Source organism: Thermosipho japonicus, from assembly GCF_014201655.1.
Classification (GTDB): domain Bacteria; phylum Thermotogota; class Thermotogae; order Thermotogales; family Fervidobacteriaceae; genus Thermosipho; species Thermosipho japonicus.
The window spans coordinates 115,708-133,272 of the sequence record NZ_JACHEX010000001.1 but is presented as its reverse complement, the minus strand read 5'-3'; the positions used below and the strand labels follow the sequence as shown (position 1 = coordinate 133,272).

Here is a 17,565-nt window from a genome sequence, read left to right as displayed (position 1 = left end):
TTTTACACCTCTAATATAAATTTTTTAATTTCTTCTATAGCTTTTTTTCTTGAGATTTCAGATAGATTTATCCATTTAGCTTGTTTATATCGCCTAAGCCAGATTATTTGTCGTCTTGCATAGTGCCTTGTGTTTTTCTTTATTAAGTGAATTGCCGTATTCAAATCGTATGTATTTTCTAAATAACGGATTATTTCTTTATATCCAATTGTTTGAAAAGCATTGAGATCTTTAGGATATTTTTCTAATAAAGATTTAACTTCTTCTATAAGTCCTTCTTTTATCATTTTGTCAACTCTTAAATTAATTCTTCCGTATAACTCATCTCGATAGCGATCTAAGACAAGTATTTTATAGTCTTTTGAATATTCTGATTGTGTTTGAAGTTGTGATATCTTTTTACCTGTTTTAAAATAAACTTCAAGAGCTCGGATTGTTCTTTTTATATCGGAAGGATGAATTTTTTGAGCAGCTTGTGGATCATATTTTTCCAGCATGCTCCTTAAAATACCAGGTTCATTTTTTTCCATTTCACTTAGTTTTTTTCTAAGTTTTTCATCTTTAGGTACACCTTCAAAAAAGCCTTTGACTAATGAATCAATATACAAACCTGTTCCTCCTACAAAAAGTGGAACAATACCTTCATTAACTAGTTTATCTCTTATTTTTAGTGCATCTTGTCTGAAAAGGAAAGCATTATAATATTCATCTGGGTAAATGTGATCGATTAAATAGTGTGTAACTTTTGATTGTTCTTCTTTACTTGGTTTGGCTGTTCCTATGTCCATTAATTTGTAAATTTGTCTTGAGTCTACTGAAATAATATTTGCGTTAATTTGGGATGCAATTTCTAATACTATATCAGTCTTTCCAACTGCTGTTGGTCCTGAAATAATTGTGTATTTCATATATCACTCCACCACTATTTCTACTTTAACGTTTTTACCTTTCATGCTATTGTCCTTGGTATTTATGCTTACACTATCACCTAGAAGTTTCAATTTTTTCTTTTCATCTTTTAAATCAACATTATTTGAAAGTGATATTTTACCTTCATTTCTATCATACCAAAATTCAAAAGCTTTAGCAATTATGCTTCCTTTTGTAATTGAAACTTTTTCTTTTTCAGATTTCCCAGAAAATGTGTTATTTTTTAAATCAAATTCAAGGGTTTCACATGAAATAAATATTGTTTCCGAGCTTTGTGAATCATTTATAGTTACTGATGCATTTTTAATTGTTCCTTTTTGTGATTCAATATTGTATTTCATTTCTATACCTTCCATTATTCCATTTTCAAATTCTATGTGAACTTTACCGTCAACATTTAGGTCAATCCATTTATTGTTTATTTTATTTATTACCATATCATTAGAGGTTAAAAGTAGTTTGTCATCTGGAATTTTCAATAAAATGTTTCCTTGGTAAATAATAGTTTTCTCACTTGGTTCAATATAATCAGAAGAAATATGTATAGTTTTTGAGATTGCAATGGTAGTTAGAAGTAATATAATAAAAAGGGTTAAAGTTTTATTTTTCATTGATTAGTCCCCCTAAATATTTTTCTGATATATTGAGTATTGTTGTTGAAATTTCAAAAGGATTTTTAGACTTTGTATTTATAACTATTTTGTGATTTGCATTTTCCAATCTTTTCTTTGCAATTTGTTTTGTCCTATGTATTGTTGATACTATCATATAATCAATTGCATTTTTCAAATTATGTTCGTTTTCATTTTCAATATAAAATAGGAATTCAGCTTCTGGAATCCCATATACCCAACTACCTGTGATGTAACCATTATAAGGTTTGAACTCTATAGGAATAGATAATGTTTTAATTAACGATTCATTTAAAGAACCCTTTAGTATTTCGTCGTTAAATGTATTGATATTAAATGCATGTATTTTTAATTTTTCTGGAATAGGTTCATCAAAAAAAAACTTATCTACGAAATTTGTAAGAACTTTTTCGGATTTAAAACCATTTAAACTTCTTGAGGCTTTGTACAAAGTTCTCAATTGTTCTGTAATTCCAAAAAGGTTTAAGCCAAATAAGAAATGAAAGGTTTTTTTTAATTCTAAGTATAATTTCTTTGAGTATAAGTAACTAGTTGAAGCTGATTGTGTTTTTATGTAAAAATATGCTGGTATGCATGAAAAGCCAGTACAGTGAATTTCTTTAAATTCAATATTATATTTTTCAGCTGCGGAGAAAAAAGCAGGAATTGATAAATAAAGAATTGAATCACCACCAAAAGCGAGGGTCAAATTCTTCTCTCCTCTCATTAATATAGTTTAGCGCAGTATTGTAAATTTGCAAGTAACTATTAAATTCATACCATTGATAAGGTATTCTATAATATATTACCACATTAGCAAGTTCTAAATCAACATATTCAATTTCTATTTCTTTCCATGTATCTAAATAGTACATTAGTTCGAGTTGGTCTTTAGGAAAATCTTGCGGTTTTCTTTCAAAAGTGCTTGCAACAACAAAATCGGCACCTAAAAGTTTAGCTTCTTTTACAGGAGTAGGTGCTAGTACCCCACCATCAGTATTTTGAGTTCCAGCTATCCATAGCGGTGAAAAGACACCTGGTACTGATGAGCTTGCCATTACCGCATCTACTAAAAAACCTTCTGTAATCAACAACGAAGTTCCTTCTAAAGTATCAAAGGTTATTATTCCAACTTCTTTTTTTAGATCACTAAATTTTTTCTTTCCAAAAAGGAATTTGAAAAATGGATAGTAATCTTCGACCGGAACTAAGGCCCTTTGAAAAATAGACCAAAAATTTGACTTTTCAAGTTTAGTCATATATTTTTTGAAATTTGGAAGATAAAGTTTTATAGCCTCTGAAAACATTTCAAAAACTTTGTCGCTGTTTCCATATAATCCGTATAAAGCGGCAACAATTGCTCCGGCTGAAGAACCAGTTAAAAGATCAACATCTATATTGTTTTCTTCTAAAAATTTCAGAGTTGCTATATGAGCAAATCCTTTAACACCACCAGCAGCAAGAGAAAGTCCTATTTTCATTATTTCACCTCTAAAATTTTGAATACTTCTTGTATATCTTTTTTATGAACTTCATTATCACCTGGTGTTTCTAATATCCATGGTATTTTTTGAATAAATGGATTGGATAAAAAAACTTTGAGACCTTCATAGCCTATCTTTCCTTTTCCAATATTTTCATGTCTGTCTTTATTTGATCCTAAGTCATTTTTTGAGTCATTTAAGTGTATAAATTTTAATTTTTCGAGCGAAAAGTATTTATCTATCTTATTTAAAAATTCATCCAGTTTTTCTTTATTAGTTATATCATATCCTGCATCAAAAGCATGACAAGTATCAATGGTAATACCAAGCCTTTCCGGGAATTTAGCTTTATCAATAATCATCTTTAATTCCTCAAGTGTTGAACCAATATTTCCACCTTTTTTTGTTACGTTTTCAAGTAGGATAAAAGTATTTTCTTCTTCCTCCATAGCTGTATTTAAAGCTTTTAAAATTTGATTTATACCATTTTTAACCCCACTTTTTAGATGGCTTCCAGGATGAATGTTTAAATATTTTATACCTAGAGTTGAGCATATTTTCATTTCTAAGATTAATAGTTCTAGAGATTTATTCCATGTTTCGGTATTTGGACTTGCTATGTTTATAAGGTAACCACTGTGACAAAGCATAGCTTCTGGATCTATCTTATACTTTTTAATACCTTCTTTAAATAATTTAACATCATCTTCCTTAGGTAATTTAGCTTTCCATTGACGTGGATTATGCGGAAATATTTGAAATGCATTTCCTCCAATTTCATATGTTTCTTTCGGTACTCTTTTAAAGCCACCACCGATGGGCATATGTGCTCCTATTCTTATCATTTTTCATCCCCGCCTTTAATATCTTTTCTTAAAAAGTAGTTAAGTAATGTCCTTATTCCAATAATTGCAGCTAGTTGCCCTATGTCATTCCATGAAGGAGCAACTGTTGTTTTTAAAATACTTGAACCAATTAAGATAGCAAGTCCCAACGAAAAAGAATGACCTATCTCCAATCGACTTTCTTCTATTGCTTCTTTTGAATCTTTTTTTAATAGTGCGTCTTTTACAAAAATAATAAAAGCTTTAACTATTCCGGAGGTAATAACTATAATTGCTAGAAGTTGAAAGATTAATCCTAAATAGTTGACAATTGTTTCTTCAAATTTCATATTTACCATTCCCGATATTTGTTTGTTATTGGCATTCTCCTGTCTTTTCCAAAGGATCTTTCTGAAACTTTAACGCCAATAACCCCCTGACGTCTTTTGTATTCATTCCTGTCTACCAATTTTGCTACATATTTTACAGTATCTTTATCAAATCCTTTTTTAATTATTTCATCTACAGAAAGTTCTTTTTCAATGTACAGTTTTAAAATTTCATCTAGTATTTCATAAGGTGGCAAGGTATCCTGATCCTTTTGATCAGGTCTTAATTCAGCACTTGGTGGTTTGATAAATACATTTTCTGGTATTATTTCTTTACCTTTGAATTTATTATACCACCTTGCAATTTTGTATACATCTGTTTTATAGACATCTTTTATTGGAGAAAACCCTCCCACCATATCACCGTATAAAGTAGAATATCCAGTAGCTATTTCACTTTTATTTCCAGTTGCAAGAACGATATATCCAAATTTATTTGATACAGCCATTAATAGCGTTCCTCTAATTCTTGCTTGTAAGTTTTCTTCCGTGATATCCTCTTTTGTTTCTTTAAATATTTCTTTTAATGAGTCTTTAAATGAATAATAAATATCTGAGATTTTTATAACATGGTATTCAATTTCAAGATTTTCTGCCAACTTTTTTGCATCTTCTACGCTATGTGATGAACTGTACATAGAAGGCATTAAAATACCAACTACATTTTTATTTCCAAGAGCCTCTACTGCTATTGCAGCTACCAAAGATGAATCCATACCACCACTTAAGCCGATTAGAACCTTTTTAAATCCATTTTTTTGGATGTAATCTTTAAGTCCTAAAGTAATTGCTCTGAAAATTTCTTCTTCTTTTGTTAAAGAGTAATTTGTGTTTATATGTTTTATTGGCTTTAGTTTATTTATGTTTTCATTTTTTACAAAGATATAATTTGTTTGTTTATCATTTACAATGTTAATATATCTTCTTCTTGGATCATGTAGATTTGTTCTTAAATTGTCTTCAATAGGTATATCAATTGTAAAGATTTCTTCTTCAAAAGGTTTTCCTTCAAACATTATTTTTCCATCAGCTGAAGTAACAACACTTCCACCATCAAATACTATTTCATCTTGTCCGCCTACCATATTGCAGTAAACTATTGGACAATGATGATCATATGATTTCTGGGACAAATAATTTTTCCTAAGCTCCCTTTTTCCATAGAAATATGGAGAAGCCGATGCATTTAAAATTAATTGAGCTCCATTTATAGCTTGGTAAAACATAGGGCCTAATGGACTCCAGATATCCTCGCATACATTTATTCCAATTTTAATATTGTTATAGTCTATAATGGCAATTTCATTTCCAGATTTAAAGTATCTGTTTTCATCAAAAACGCTATAATTAGGTAAATGCATTTTATGATACTTCCCAAGTAATTTCCCATCTCTTATAATCGCAAGTGAATTATAAGCATCATCTTCAATATCTATAAATCCTAGCAAAATAACTACGTTTTTTCCACTGGAAAAATCAATAATTTTTTCCAAATATTCAATATTCTTTTTTAAAAATGAAGTTCTTAGAATTAAATCTTCAGGTGGATAACCTGTCAAGAATAGTTCAGGAAATATTAAGAATTCTGAATTGTTATTTTCAGCAATTTCAATTGCTGATATAACTTTTTTCATGTTTCTTTCAAAATCACCTAGAGTGGAATTTAATTGTGCAACGGTCGTTCTTATAAACATAAATATCCCTCCTCAATCAAATTATATCATGATTTTTATGATATAATTTCTTTGAAGGGGTGAGCAAATTGATAAAAATAGATACGTTGAAATTTTTTCAACCGACACCTGAATACAGGAAGCTTGTTATATTGGAAGCTTTGTATGAAGATCCTAATCTTTCTCAGAAAGAACTTTCAGCCATAGCTGGCATTGTTCCATCTTTAGTGAATAAGTATATAAATGAATTAGAAAAGAATGGATATATTGAAACTAAGGATCTAGGAAAAAACAAAATTTATAATGTTACAGAAGAAGGTTTGTCGGAATTGTATTATTTGAAACTTTCATTTTTTAATGATATAGTTAATTTATCAAAAAAGATAGATTCTCAGCTTGAAAATATTTTCTTGAAATTAAAAGGAAAAAATGAAATAGGGATTTATGGAGCAGGTCTTGTTGGAAAAGTTTTGGCTGAGCTTTTGTTGAATAGAGGGTATAATATAGTTGTATTTTTTGATGATGATAATAGTAAAATTAACTCTAGAGTATTTGGCATACCAATTTTGCCACTCAATTCGAAAGTTAGAATAGATGCTCTAGTAGTAGCATCTATAAAAAATTCTGAACAAATGGTAAAAAAAGCTAAAAAGTATGATTTTACTGATATCTATGTATTTAAAACGGAGGAATTTAAGTTGTCATGGCATGGATAAAGTTTTTTTCTTTGATTTTTTTAGCAATTTTATTTGTTATATTTTTATTTCTTGAAAGCTCATATCACTTAGATTTTAGTAGATTAGGTGTTGTAAATAATTTTGTTACTGAAATATATTTAAGAAATAGATTGTATGACACTCTTTTTGAGGTTTTGGTTTTTTCACTTGCTGCAATGGGAATATTTTTATTTAACTATTCAGAAGAAAGGCAAAAATTTCATTTACATGAAACTCACATAAGAATATTATTAAAGTTTCTTAGTTATTTTGTGATATTATTATCATTTTATTTAGCATATTATGGTGATAAGACTCCTGGTGGAGGTTTTTCAGCTGGGGTAGTTGGAGGAACTGGTGTTTTATTATACTCTCTAAGTACTACATTTAATGAAATTGAGCATGCATTTGAAAAGTATAAAATAAAGCTTTTTGAAAAAATTGCAATATTCATTATATATGGATTTTCGATCTCTTCTTTGCTAGGCAGTGTTCACGTAAGATTACTGAGTATATTAATATACCTTAAAGTAATGTTTGGTATGTGGATAATCATATACAGTTTTATAAAGCATAGAGGAATTGTTTAATGAATTTATAGGGGGTTTTTTTATGTTTTTTGAAAATGTTTTAAAAGATATACCTAACGAACTTGCCAAAGAAGTTTTTAAAGCAAAAAGCGATCTTGAAAAAAACTTTAACGACTCACAAGTGAAACGAAACTTTATTGAAATTACATGGAAATTGTATAGATATTTGCTTGAAAATATAGACGAAAGTTATGAAGTTGAAAAACGCCTATTTTTAAGGTATGGGTTACTCGAACCTAGATATTTAAATTCCAGGGATTTTGAAAGAATAAAAAGTATTCCTTTTGTGGATGATAAAGAAAATATATTTTATGTTGATGAATGGATGCTTGCTGTTAAAAAGGGATTAATAAACGAAAGTAGTTTCATGGAGGTAATAGAATCACGAAAAAATGTTGCTCCCAAAAATGTTTCGTCATTTGAGATGGCATTTAATGAGAAATTGGAAGAAAGAAAATTAATTGAAAAACAATTAAAAGAAATTGTTAATAGTATCGAAGATGAAGGAAAACCTTATAGGAAATCTATCTTGAGTTTGATTGATCAAGCTATAGAAAAATTAAAAAAATTAAAACTTGTAAACAGGGAAGTCGATATTATTTTTGAGCAACTTAACAAGTTGAAAGAAGAATCCAAGATAAATAAAAAAACAGAAGATAATTTCGGTAAAAAAATAAGGGAACATGAAGTTATAATACAAATGATAAATAAATCTATTGGAAGACTTGGGAATCGATTTTTAGTTTTAACCTCTATTTTTTTAAATGGTATTACTGTGATTGGTTCAAAAGATCTAGTTGAGAAAAAAATCAATGAATTTGAAAAAATTGATTATAAAATATTTGAGAGAAAGATTCGAGGCACAACTATTAAATTAAAACCCTATTTTATAATAGTTCCTGGGTATGGAGACTATGGATTTTGCTGGGAGCCTTTTGAAGGATTAAATGTTATTAGTGGTCGTGGTAGAGTGGTTATACCTATGTTTTCTAAAAATATTGATGTTGCTATTTTAAGTGCTTTGGGAGATTACAGGTTAAAGGCAGCAAAGGAATTAACATTTGGACGTTGGATGGAAGAAGGATTGACAGGAGAAATATATAATTATTTAATGAATAATAAAATTAGAGATAGAATTGATGAATTCTTTGTAAAGAGATATATACTTTGGATTTTGAAGGAATCAAATGGTGTTCAAAAACTTGAGAAGGAAATTAGAGAAATATTTTGGAGGTACATAGAATTTCCTGAAGAAATAAAAGCTAAACTTTCGAATATAAGCTATATTTATTCTAATTTATACGAAAAAGATAAAAGGAGGAAGAAGAATTGGGAAAATCTTTAAAATTAATTCTTACCTTAATCTTTATTTGTTTTATAATTGGAATGTTTTTCTTTCTCAAAGGAGTATTTGCTGGAGAAATAATATTAAAAAGGTACATTTTTAAATTTGGTTTTTTTGAGCTTAGATGGTATAGCTTTTTAATAGTTACGGGAATAATTGTTTCCTATTATCTTGTTAGAAGAAGGCTAAAATATTTTAATATTAACCCAGATGATTTAGATGAAGCTGTTTTTTGGGGAATTTTATCATCTATAGTTGGTGCAAGGACATACTATGTAATATTTATGTGGGACGAGTTTTATTCAAAGTATCCTTCAGAGATTATAAAAATTTGGCATGGTGGTCTTGCAATCCATGGTGCTGTTATTGGTGCTATTATTTCAACTTTTTTGTATACACGCTTGAAAAAAAATTGTTCTTTTACTTTCTTGCAAGGAACTGATCTTTTAACAAGTGTATTACCGTTAGGTCAGGCAATTGGAAGATGGGGAAACTTTTTTAATTATGAAGCATATGGTGGGCCGACTAATTTACCTTGGAAGATGTTTGTTCCACCCGAAAATAGGATGGTTGGATATGAAAATTATTCTTATTTTCATCCTACGTTTTTGTATGAAAGTGTATTAGATTTTTTAATATTTTTGTTTTTGTACAAATATGATTTGAAGTGGAAGAAGAATAATGGTGAAACAACGGCATTATATTTTATTTTATATTCTGCAAATAGGTTTTGGATTGAGGGATTGAGGACAGATAGTTTATATTGGGGTAAAATTAGAGTGGCACAACTAGTAAGTTTAATTTTAATTATTTTAGGAGCTATTATGTTTATTTTGGTAAGAAGAAAAACGGAGGTGAAAAAATGATTGATAGGCAAAAAGTTATTAGTGAATTAATTTCGCCTAATACTTCAAAAATTGTTTTATTGGTTATGGATGGTATTGGTGATATTCCAAATGAAGAAGGTTTAACCCCTCTTCAAAAGGCTAACACACCAAATTTGGATGCTCTCGCACAAAAGAGTGATTTAGGTCAAACAATTCCAGTTCTTCCTGGTATTACTCCTGGGAGTGGACCAGGTCATTTGGGATTATTTGGATATGATCCTTTAAAATATCAAATTGGTAGAGGAATATTAGAGGCTCTTGGAATCAATGTTGAAGTTGGTGAAAATGATTTAGTTGCTCGTGGAAATTTTGCAACTATTGATGGAGATATTATAGTTGACAGAAGAGCAGGAAGGCCATCTTCAGAAGAAAGTGCAAAGGTTGTAGAAATTTTAAATGAAAATATCAAAGAAATAGAAGATGTAAAAATAACATTTTATCCTGGAAAAGAACATAGATTTGTTGTTAAACTTACAGGTGAAGGCTTAATGGATAAATTAGAGGATGCAGATCCTCAAAAAGAGGGAAAACCTATAAAGTACACAAAGGCTTTAGATGAATCGTCCAAAAAGTCAGAAAGAATAGTTAATATTTTACTTGATAAAATAAAAGAAGTGTTGAAAGACCAACCAAAAATGAATTTTGCGCTCTTGAGAGGTTTTTCAAAGCACCCAGATATGCCAAAATTTGGAGATGTTTTCAAATTAAAGCCTGCAGCAGTTGCAGTATATCCAATGTATAAGGGTCTTGCAAAACTTGTTGGTATGGAAGTTGTAGAGGCAGGTCAAACTATTGAAGATGAATTTAATACTGTAAAAAAACTTTGGAATGAGTATGACTTTTTCTATGTTCACATAAAGAAGACCGATTCATATGGTGAAGATGGTAATTTTGATTCGAAAGTAAAAGTTATAGAAGAAGTTGATAAATTCTTGCCAATACTTTTAGAATTAAATCCTGATGTTTTAATAGTTACTGGTGATCATTCAACACCATGTGTCATGAAAGGACATTCATTCCATCCAGTTCCTTTAATGATTTATGCAAAGAATACAAGAAGAGGACTTTCAAAATTGTATAATGAATTTGAATGTGCAAGAGGAAGCCTTGGAACAATCCATGCAGTTGATGTAATGCCTCTTGCTCTTGCATATGCTGGAAGATTAGAAAAATATGGAGCATAATTTATGTATTTCCTCATTTTTTTATCTTCAATATTAGGGGCTTTGATAGCCCCTATTTTTTCTTTTCCAAAGTTTGTGATTTTTTTACCATTTTTGTTTTTTAAAAAGAGGGAGTATTTTTGGATTTTATTTTTCTTTCTTGTTTTAAACATTTTATCAGTTGTGAACTTTAATGGTGATTTTGAATTTGTTGGTAGAGTAATTCAAACAAATGATAACTATTCTCTTGTTAAAGGAGATATATTTTATGACGGGAAATGGGAAAAATTAAATGTTTTAGTGGGAGTAAATAAGGAGATACCATTGGGAGATATTGTTTACTATTATGGACCTTTTGATGCAAAAAAATATTCATATCCAAAAGTAACCTTAGATAAAAATAGGGTGATTGTCTCACCCTATTTTTCTTTGGTTAGAAATATATATACAAAGACAGAAAATTTTCGTGAGAAAATATTAGAATATAGTGAGATATACTATGGACTTTTCGGTGGAAAAGTAAAAGATAAAATTTATTCAGATAGTGGACTTTATCATTTTTTTAGTATTTCTGGGTTACATATCTCTTTAATATTTGCCATTTTAACTTCTGTTTTAACGTTTTTTAGCCTTTCTGATTTATCAAAAAAAGTTATTGCTTTAATGGTTTCGTTTCTTTTTTTAATTTCTTGTGGTAATAATTTACCTTCTTTAAGAGCATTTTTATACCTTTTTTTGGTAATTTTATTTGAAAAATTATTTCCAAAAATGTCAAAAATAGATATTTTAAGTTTTGTTGGTTTGTTCTTTTTATTTTTTCAGCCTTTTTTGGCGTACTCACTTTCTTTTTATATGACTTTTTTTAGTACGTTTGGTATATTAAGTGTTGAAAATAACAAATTAAAACCTCTTGCGGCATTTTTAGGTTGTGCACCCTTTTTGTCATTATTTTCAAATGTAAATGTTTTTTCAATAATTGGAACTCTTGTGCTTATTATTCCATTTCAAATTATATTAATTAGTTTGATGATTGCATATTTCTTTTACATTTTAAATTTCTCGTTAGTAGTAGATTTTATTTTAAAAGTCAATCTTCCTATTACAAATTTCATAGAGTTTATTTCTAGTATTTTTTCAAGATTTCCTAAGATCCCTGGAGGAATAATCACTTACTTTTTGTTTTCACTTTTGTTCTTTGCTTTTTTACTACATTTTGGACAAATTCCATATATTTTGAAATCAAAATCTTCAAATTGAAAACCTTGTGAAAGCAATTCTTTTTTTATTATTTCAAGATGCTTTTCTTCAATTTCATATATTTTTCCACATATTTTACATATAAAATGATGATGCATTTTTTCTTTTTTAGCAAGTTCGTATCTGTATATTCCATCCCCAAAATCAATTTTTCTTAAAAGTCCAAATTCGACAAGAAGATCGATTGTTCTATACACGGTTGCTTTGCTGACAGTATGTTTATTGGAAAATAATAATCTATAAACATCTTCAGCACCAAGGTGTTTAGATTCATTGTCAATAAAAACTTTAAGGACTAATTCCCTTTGCGGAGTCATTCTGTATTTTTTATTCTTCAATTCCTTTTTCAGAGTCTCAATATACATGCTTTTCCTCCTCTTAGACATTCATAATTGGTTTTATATCAATTTTCCATCCAGTTAATTTTGCAGCAAGTCTAGCATTTTGTCCGCCTTTACCAATAGCTAATGATAATTGATTTGGTGAGACAATAACTCTTGACGCTTTGTTTTCATAATCAAGAATTTCAACTTCTATAACATTTGCTGGTTGTAATGCACTTGCAATTAATTCTTTAGGATCATCTGACCATTTGATTATGTCAATTTTTTCTCCATTCAATTCTTTTAATATTGCTGCTATTCTAATACCTTCTTCACCAATACATGCACCAACAGGATCTACTTTTGGGTTATTTGATTTTACAGCAACTTTAGTTCTTATTCCTGGTTCCCTTACTATTTTTACTACTTCTACTACTTTTGATTCTATTTCTGGTACTTCAAGTTCTAAAAGTCCTTTAATAAACTCTTCATTTATTCTTGTTACTAATATTTTTGGACCTTTTTTATCTTTTTTTACATCTTTTACGTACACTTTGATTAAAGATGCTGGTTGTATTTCCTCACCAGGAATCCATTCTTTTTTTGGTAGTCTCGTTTCTAGTTTGCCGATTCTTATGTCAGCCCAATCTTTTGTAACTCTTACAACTTCCGCAGTAGTTATTTTTCCAGCAAGTTCTGAATATTTTTCAAATTGTTTTTCTTTTTCTATTTCCCTAATTTTCTGAATAAGCACTTGTTTTGCTGTTTGAGCAGCAATTCTTCCAAATTTTTTTATGTTTAATCTTTTTTTGACAATATCACCAATTTTAGCACTTGAATTAATTTTAAGAGCTTCTTCTAATGATATTTGTAAATTTGGGTTTTCAACATTTTCAACTACTTCAAGAAGTTGGTATGCTTCAATTTCTCCTGTTTGTCGATTGATGATTATTTCAACATTCTTTTCGCCACCGAAGTCCTTTTTGTAAGCACTAATTAAAGCTTTTTCTATGACAGGTATAATTTCATCAACCTTAACTCCTTTTTCTTCTTCAAGTTGTTCAAGTGCTTGTAAAAAGTCTAAATTCATACTTTTCCCTCCTATATATCTATTTCTAAATTTGCTTTTTTGATTTGGGTATATTTAATTTCTTTGATTTTTTTATTATTTTCTTCTAAAAAGATAACTGAATCTTTTACATCTTTTATATATCCGATTATTGTTTCATTTTCCAATTTGATTTTTACTTTGTTATTTATAAATCTTTTAAAATCATCAATGCTTCTTAGTGGTCTATCAAGCCCCGGAGAAGACACAGTTAAATAATAGCGTTGAGGGATTATATCTAGTTCGTCTAATTGAAATTCCACTTCTCTTGAAATATTTTCACAATCTTTTGTACTTACATAATCAAGTGGATTGTCAATTACGATTTCTAAAAACCATTTTCCAGATTTGTTGTAATATTTAATATCAAATAATTCTAGATTATATTTTTTGCATGCACTTTCGGCAATTTCTTTAACTTTTAAAACTATTTCTTTCATAATATCACCCCTCATAATATAAATACTAAACCGGGACGTATAGTCCCGGTTTTCTGGCGGAGAGGGTGGGATTTGAACCCACGGACGCCTTGCGGGCGTCACACGCTCTCCAGGCGTGCGCCTTCGACCCCTCGGCCACCTCTCCAATTCTGTAACCAATATGAATTTTATCATAAAATAAAAAAATTGCAAGTAGTAACAATTTACATTTTTTGGAACTAATATTATAATGCTAAATGAGGAAAAAATTAGGAGGTGCAATAATGAGACTATTTTTTGCAGGAATTTTGATAGGTATAGCAAATCTTATTCCAGGTGTTAGTGGAGGAACAATGGCAGTCATTGCTGGTGTTTATGAAAAACTTATTTCTGCTATATCTAATGTACTTAAGTTTAAAAAGCAGGATTTGAAGATTTTATTTATTGTTGGGCTTGGAGTTTTGGTTTCGATATTTTCATTATCGAAATTTTTTGAATATTCTCTTCAAAAGTTTCCATTTTATATGTACAGTTTTTTCTTTGGACTAATATTTGCTTCAATTCTATTTTTAAAGAGGGAAGTAAAATTAAATATAGTTCCACTAATATTGGGTATATTATTGGTTATAATCCCTAATTTTATACCACATTCTTCCAATTCATCTATTTTAAAAATTGTTATTGCTGGATTTGCAGGTGGAGCTGCTATGGTTGTTCCAGGATTAAGTGGTTCTTTGATGCTCCTACTTTTAGGAGTTTATGAGTATATTATTAGTGCGATAAGTAATTTAAACATTGGAATATTAATAATTTTTGGAATAGGTGTTCTTTTAGGAATTTATACAATTTCACTTGTCATGAAGATTGCATTTGAAAGATATGAAAATTTTTCTAAGAATTTAATTCTTGGCCTTGTTATAGGTTCACTTTACCCAGTTTACCCAGGTTTTCATGGAAGCGGAAATATGATTTTAGGTTTATTTTCAGCTATTTTAGGATATGTTTTAAGTTATATGCTTTCAAGATATATGATATAATATCATGGGGAGGTGTAATAATGGAAATAAAAATAACAACTCCTTCAAAAGAAGAGTTAGAAAAATTAGGAGTTTTTTCATGGCCAATTTGGACTAAGGAAGTTTCAGAATTTGATTGGTATTATGATGAAACAGAGGTATGTTATATTCTTGAAGGCGAGATTGAAGTTGAAACAAAGGATGGTAAAGTTTACAAAATTAAACCAGGTGATTTAGTTGAATTTCCAAAAGGATTAAGGTGTAGATGGAAAGTAAAAAAAGCAGTTAGAAAGCATTATAATTTCAAATAAGTTGGGGGTGGATCTCAATGAATGTTGAAAAAACTACTTTAAAAGAGTTTTGTGATATGGTTGCAGATAAAACACCGACTCCAGGTGGTGGAGCGGTCGGAGCTATTGTAGCAGCTTTAGCTGCATCATTAAATCAAATGGTTGCAAATTTAACTGTAGGAAAGAAAAAGTATGCCGATTTTGAAGAAATAATGGAAGAAGTTTTAGAAAATATGAACTATTCAAGGGAAAAACTTCAGCAATTAGCATATGATGATATAAAGGCGTTTAATAAAGTTATGGAAGCACTAAAGATACCAAAAGATGATCCAACAAGAAGCGAAAAATTACAAACGGCGTTAAAAGAAGCTGCAGATATTCCTTTTGAACTTGCAAGAGAAGCAAGAAATGTATTAAAGTTTTCTCAAGTAACTAGTAAACATGGAAATAAAAATGCTATTTCTGATGCTTATTCTTCTGCTGAGCTTGCATATGCAGCATTCAGAATAGGCATGTATAATGTTCTAATTAATTTATCAAGTATTAAAGACGAAGAATTTGTAAGAAAATACAAGGAAGAACTTGAGGAATTAAAAAATGAAGTAGAAGGTATTTATAAATCTATTAGGGAGTTGGTAAAAGAGAATGGCTTTGAAATTTGAATTGTTAAAAATTTCCGGAAATGCTAGAAGAGGAAGAATTCATCTTCCACATGGTGTTGTAGAAACGCCGACGTTTATGCCTGTTGGAACGAATGCGAATGTAAAATTAATGATTCCAAGACTTTTAGATGAAGTTGGAGCGCAAATTATATTGGGGAACGCGTTTCATTTGTACCTTAAGCCCGGATTAGATGTTTTTAGATTTCATGGTGGAATTCATAATTTTATGAATTGGCAAAAGCCAGTACTAACCGATAGTGGTGGATTCCAGGTTTTTAGTTTAAGGGAAGGTCGAAAAATTACCGAGGATGGAGTCTTAATACGTTCTCCTTTGGATGGTAGTAAACACATGATTACCCCTGAACTTTCGATGGAAATTCAACACGCTATTGGTTCAGATATAGTAATGGCTTTTGACTATTGTGCAGAACCTGGAATAAGTCATCAAGATGCGGTAGTTGCGCTTGAGCTTACAAGTCTTTGGGCTGAAAGGAGTTTAAAAAAGCTTCGTTCACTTTCTGATCAAGCAATATTTGGAATAGTTCAGGGTGCTTTTTTCAAAGATTTAAGGCTTAGAAGTGCTAAAGAAATAACAAGTATGAATTTTGACGGATTTGCAATTGGTGGATTAAGTGTTGGCGAAGAATATGATATTACTCTTGATATGACTAAATTTACTGCTCCTATGCTTCCAGAAAACAAGCCAAGATATTTTATGGGAGCAGGTTCCCCAAAATTAATTGTTGATTTGGTGGATTCTGGTATTGACATGTTTGACAGTGTCTTGCCTACACGAGTTGCAAGGCATGGACAAGCTTTAACTTGGAAAGGGAAACTCAATATAAGATCAGCAAAATACAAATTCAGTAAAGAACCAATTGATGAAAGTTGTGATTGTTATACATGTAGAAATTTTTCAAGGTCTTATATAAGACATTTATTTGACAGGGGGGAAGTACTGGGCCAAATACTTCTAACTATTCACAACTTACATTTTATGATGGATTTAAGTAAAAAGATAAGAGAAAGTATTGAAAATGATACTTTCCAGGAGCTAAGGGGGGAGGTTTTAAAATATTATGCGTAAGAGTTTTGTAGTTTTCTTAATGGTGTTAAGTTTATTTGTCTTTTCAATGAGGACTGTTAAAAGTCCAGTTGTCCTTCTAGAAGGCCAAAGTGGAGTAGGTGTTAAATTTGGAGTAATGTTTTTGGATAATTGGTTGACTAACTTTGAATTAGATTACTTTGATCAGGAAAATTCTTTGAATGGTTTATTATATTTGAGAACAGAAAATAGCGAAAATGAATCAATAAATAGCATTGGGTATGTTATTAAAGGTGTGTCAAAAAATTTTCAATGGGGGACTAATTTTGTTTTTAATAGTTTAACTACTGAATCTACTGTAAGTAGGTCTTTAAGTGTAGGAATAGGATTTGAAGCTGCATTATCAAATTATTTTAACATAGGAGCTTTTATTGATGACTTACCTCTTTATGCTCAAAAACCTTTTACATTTTTTAAGCCAAATGTTGGTATTGATTTTAGTTTTGGAACGAGTAATTTTAATTTATACGGTGCTTTGAAATATGTAAAACAAGAGTATATTCAGTTTAATTTAGGGCCTGTTATTTCATTTACCAATCTTTATTTTGACGTTTTTTGGGTACCTGAATATATTGTTAAAGATAATGTTATGCTAAATAAAATTAGTGGAGATTTTAAAATTAAATTAGAAGATTTTTCCATTTCAATTTTTGGTTTTTATGCATTTGATAGAAATTTTTTGGTTGATATTCCAATGCATTATGAAGAAGCACCTTATGGTTATGAAGTAAATATTGAGGTGAAATTTTAAT

21 protein-coding genes and 1 tRNA gene are annotated in these 17,565 nt (G+C 29.6%); 11 read left to right on the top strand and 11 right to left on the bottom strand.

Annotation, left to right across the window (positions count from 1 at the left end; all coding sequences use genetic code 11):
- Positions 1-2: 2 nt before the first annotated feature.
- Genes miaA through HNP65_RS00670 form a run of 7 tightly spaced genes read right to left on the bottom strand, consistent with a single transcriptional unit; the run spans position 3 to position 5,953 of the window.
- Positions 3-908, bottom strand: coding sequence for a tRNA (adenosine(37)-N6)-dimethylallyltransferase MiaA (gene miaA / locus HNP65_RS00700; RefSeq protein WP_184618486.1), 906 nt, complete (start codon positions 906-908; stop codon positions 3-5).
- A gap of 3 nt (positions 909-911) precedes the next feature.
- A complete protein-coding gene (locus HNP65_RS00695; RefSeq protein WP_184618485.1) occupies positions 912-1,541 on the bottom strand; it encodes an LPS-assembly protein LptD in 630 nt (209 codons plus the stop codon).
- Complete coding sequence (locus HNP65_RS00690; protein WP_184618484.1) at positions 1,531-2,271, bottom strand: hypothetical protein; 741 nt, start codon at positions 2,269-2,271, stop codon at positions 1,531-1,533. The genes HNP65_RS00695 and HNP65_RS00690 overlap by 11 nt, the downstream gene beginning before the upstream one ends.
- Positions 2,249-3,043 (bottom strand): patatin-like phospholipase family protein, encoded by a 795-nt coding sequence (locus tag HNP65_RS00685; protein WP_184618483.1) that lies wholly within the window; start codon positions 3,041-3,043, stop codon positions 2,249-2,251. Before HNP65_RS00685 ends, HNP65_RS00690 begins: the two co-directional genes overlap by 23 nt.
- Positions 3,043-3,891, bottom strand: a complete 849-nt coding sequence (locus tag HNP65_RS00680) for a deoxyribonuclease IV (protein WP_184618482.1) — start codon at positions 3,889-3,891, stop codon at positions 3,043-3,045. The genes HNP65_RS00685 and HNP65_RS00680 overlap by 1 nt, the downstream gene beginning before the upstream one ends.
- A complete protein-coding gene (locus HNP65_RS00675; RefSeq protein ID WP_184618481.1) occupies positions 3,888-4,220 on the bottom strand; it encodes a DUF1622 domain-containing protein in 333 nt (110 codons plus the stop codon). Before HNP65_RS00675 ends, HNP65_RS00680 begins: the two co-directional genes overlap by 4 nt.
- Before the next feature lie 2 nt (positions 4,221-4,222).
- Positions 4,223-5,953: an NAD+ synthase gene (locus tag HNP65_RS00670; RefSeq protein WP_184618480.1), complete on the bottom strand. Its 1,731-nt coding sequence runs from the start codon at positions 5,951-5,953 to the stop codon at positions 4,223-4,225.
- A gap of 68 nt (positions 5,954-6,021) precedes the next feature.
- Between HNP65_RS00670 and HNP65_RS00665 the strand changes: the two genes are divergently transcribed.
- Genes HNP65_RS00665 through HNP65_RS00640 form a run of 6 tightly spaced genes read left to right on the top strand, consistent with a single transcriptional unit; the run spans position 6,022 to position 11,890 of the window.
- Positions 6,022-6,648, top strand: a complete 627-nt coding sequence (locus tag HNP65_RS00665; protein ID WP_184618479.1) for a winged helix-turn-helix transcriptional regulator — start codon at positions 6,022-6,024, stop codon at positions 6,646-6,648.
- Positions 6,636-7,238: a Na(+)/H(+) antiporter subunit B gene (locus HNP65_RS00660; RefSeq protein WP_184618478.1), complete on the top strand. Its 603-nt coding sequence runs from the start codon at positions 6,636-6,638 to the stop codon at positions 7,236-7,238. The genes HNP65_RS00665 and HNP65_RS00660 overlap by 13 nt, the downstream gene beginning before the upstream one ends.
- 22 nt (positions 7,239-7,260) lie before the next feature.
- The gene (locus HNP65_RS00655) at positions 7,261-8,583 is read left to right on the top strand and encodes a hypothetical protein (protein WP_184618477.1); all 1,323 of its coding nucleotides are present in this window, start codon (positions 7,261-7,263) and stop codon (positions 8,581-8,583) included.
- Between the two features lie 41 nt (positions 8,584-8,624).
- Positions 8,625-9,449: a prolipoprotein diacylglyceryl transferase gene (gene lgt, locus HNP65_RS00650; RefSeq protein WP_184619005.1), complete on the top strand. Its 825-nt coding sequence runs from the start codon at positions 8,625-8,627 to the stop codon at positions 9,447-9,449.
- On the top strand, positions 9,446-10,654 hold the full coding sequence (locus tag HNP65_RS00645; RefSeq protein WP_126992421.1) for a 2,3-bisphosphoglycerate-independent phosphoglycerate mutase: 1,209 nt from the start codon (positions 9,446-9,448) through the stop codon (positions 10,652-10,654). Before lgt ends, HNP65_RS00645 begins: the two co-directional genes overlap by 4 nt.
- A gap of 42 nt (positions 10,655-10,696) precedes the next feature.
- Positions 10,697-11,890, top strand: a complete 1,194-nt coding sequence (locus HNP65_RS00640; protein WP_246348150.1) for a ComEC/Rec2 family competence protein — start codon at positions 10,697-10,699, stop codon at positions 11,888-11,890.
- On the opposite strand, the gene HNP65_RS00635 is transcribed toward HNP65_RS00640, so the two are convergent.
- From HNP65_RS00635 to HNP65_RS00620, 4 genes are all read right to left on the bottom strand, one after another.
- Positions 11,803-12,255, bottom strand: coding sequence for a Fur family transcriptional regulator (locus HNP65_RS00635; protein ID WP_126992423.1), 453 nt, complete (start codon positions 12,253-12,255; stop codon positions 11,803-11,805). The two genes, HNP65_RS00640 and HNP65_RS00635, sit on opposite strands and share 88 nt — an antisense overlap.
- Positions 12,256-12,268: 13 nt before the next feature.
- Positions 12,269-13,303: a transcription termination factor NusA gene (gene nusA / locus HNP65_RS00630; protein WP_184618475.1), complete on the bottom strand. Its 1,035-nt coding sequence runs from the start codon at positions 13,301-13,303 to the stop codon at positions 12,269-12,271.
- A gap of 11 nt (positions 13,304-13,314) precedes the next feature.
- Entirely contained in the window at positions 13,315-13,761 is a 447-nt protein-coding gene (locus HNP65_RS00625; RefSeq protein ID WP_184618474.1) for a ribosome maturation factor RimP, read from the bottom strand.
- A 54-nt stretch (positions 13,762-13,815) separates the two neighbouring features.
- A tRNA-Ser gene (locus HNP65_RS00620) sits at positions 13,816-13,906 on the bottom strand.
- A gap of 118 nt (positions 13,907-14,024) precedes the next feature.
- Between HNP65_RS00620 and HNP65_RS00615 the strand changes: the two genes are divergently transcribed.
- Genes HNP65_RS00615 through HNP65_RS00595 form a run of 5 tightly spaced genes read left to right on the top strand, consistent with a single transcriptional unit; the run spans position 14,025 to position 17,564 of the window.
- Positions 14,025-14,777 carry a DUF368 domain-containing protein gene (locus tag HNP65_RS00615; RefSeq protein WP_184618473.1) on the top strand — a complete coding sequence of 251 codons (753 nt, stop codon included), beginning with the start codon at positions 14,025-14,027 and terminating at the stop codon, positions 14,775-14,777.
- Between the two features lie 20 nt (positions 14,778-14,797).
- A complete protein-coding gene (locus HNP65_RS00610; RefSeq protein ID WP_184618472.1) occupies positions 14,798-15,067 on the top strand; it encodes a cupin domain-containing protein in 270 nt (89 codons plus the stop codon).
- A gap of 17 nt (positions 15,068-15,084) precedes the next feature.
- Positions 15,085-15,708, top strand: coding sequence for a cyclodeaminase/cyclohydrolase family protein (locus HNP65_RS00605; RefSeq protein WP_184618471.1), 624 nt, complete (start codon positions 15,085-15,087; stop codon positions 15,706-15,708).
- Positions 15,692-16,795: a tRNA guanosine(34) transglycosylase Tgt gene (gene tgt / locus HNP65_RS00600; protein WP_184618470.1), complete on the top strand. Its 1,104-nt coding sequence runs from the start codon at positions 15,692-15,694 to the stop codon at positions 16,793-16,795. Before HNP65_RS00605 ends, tgt begins: the two co-directional genes overlap by 17 nt.
- Complete coding sequence (locus tag HNP65_RS00595) at positions 16,788-17,564, top strand: hypothetical protein (protein ID WP_184618469.1); 777 nt, start codon at positions 16,788-16,790, stop codon at positions 17,562-17,564. Before tgt ends, HNP65_RS00595 begins: the two co-directional genes overlap by 8 nt.
- Position 17,565: the final 1 nt, after the last annotated feature.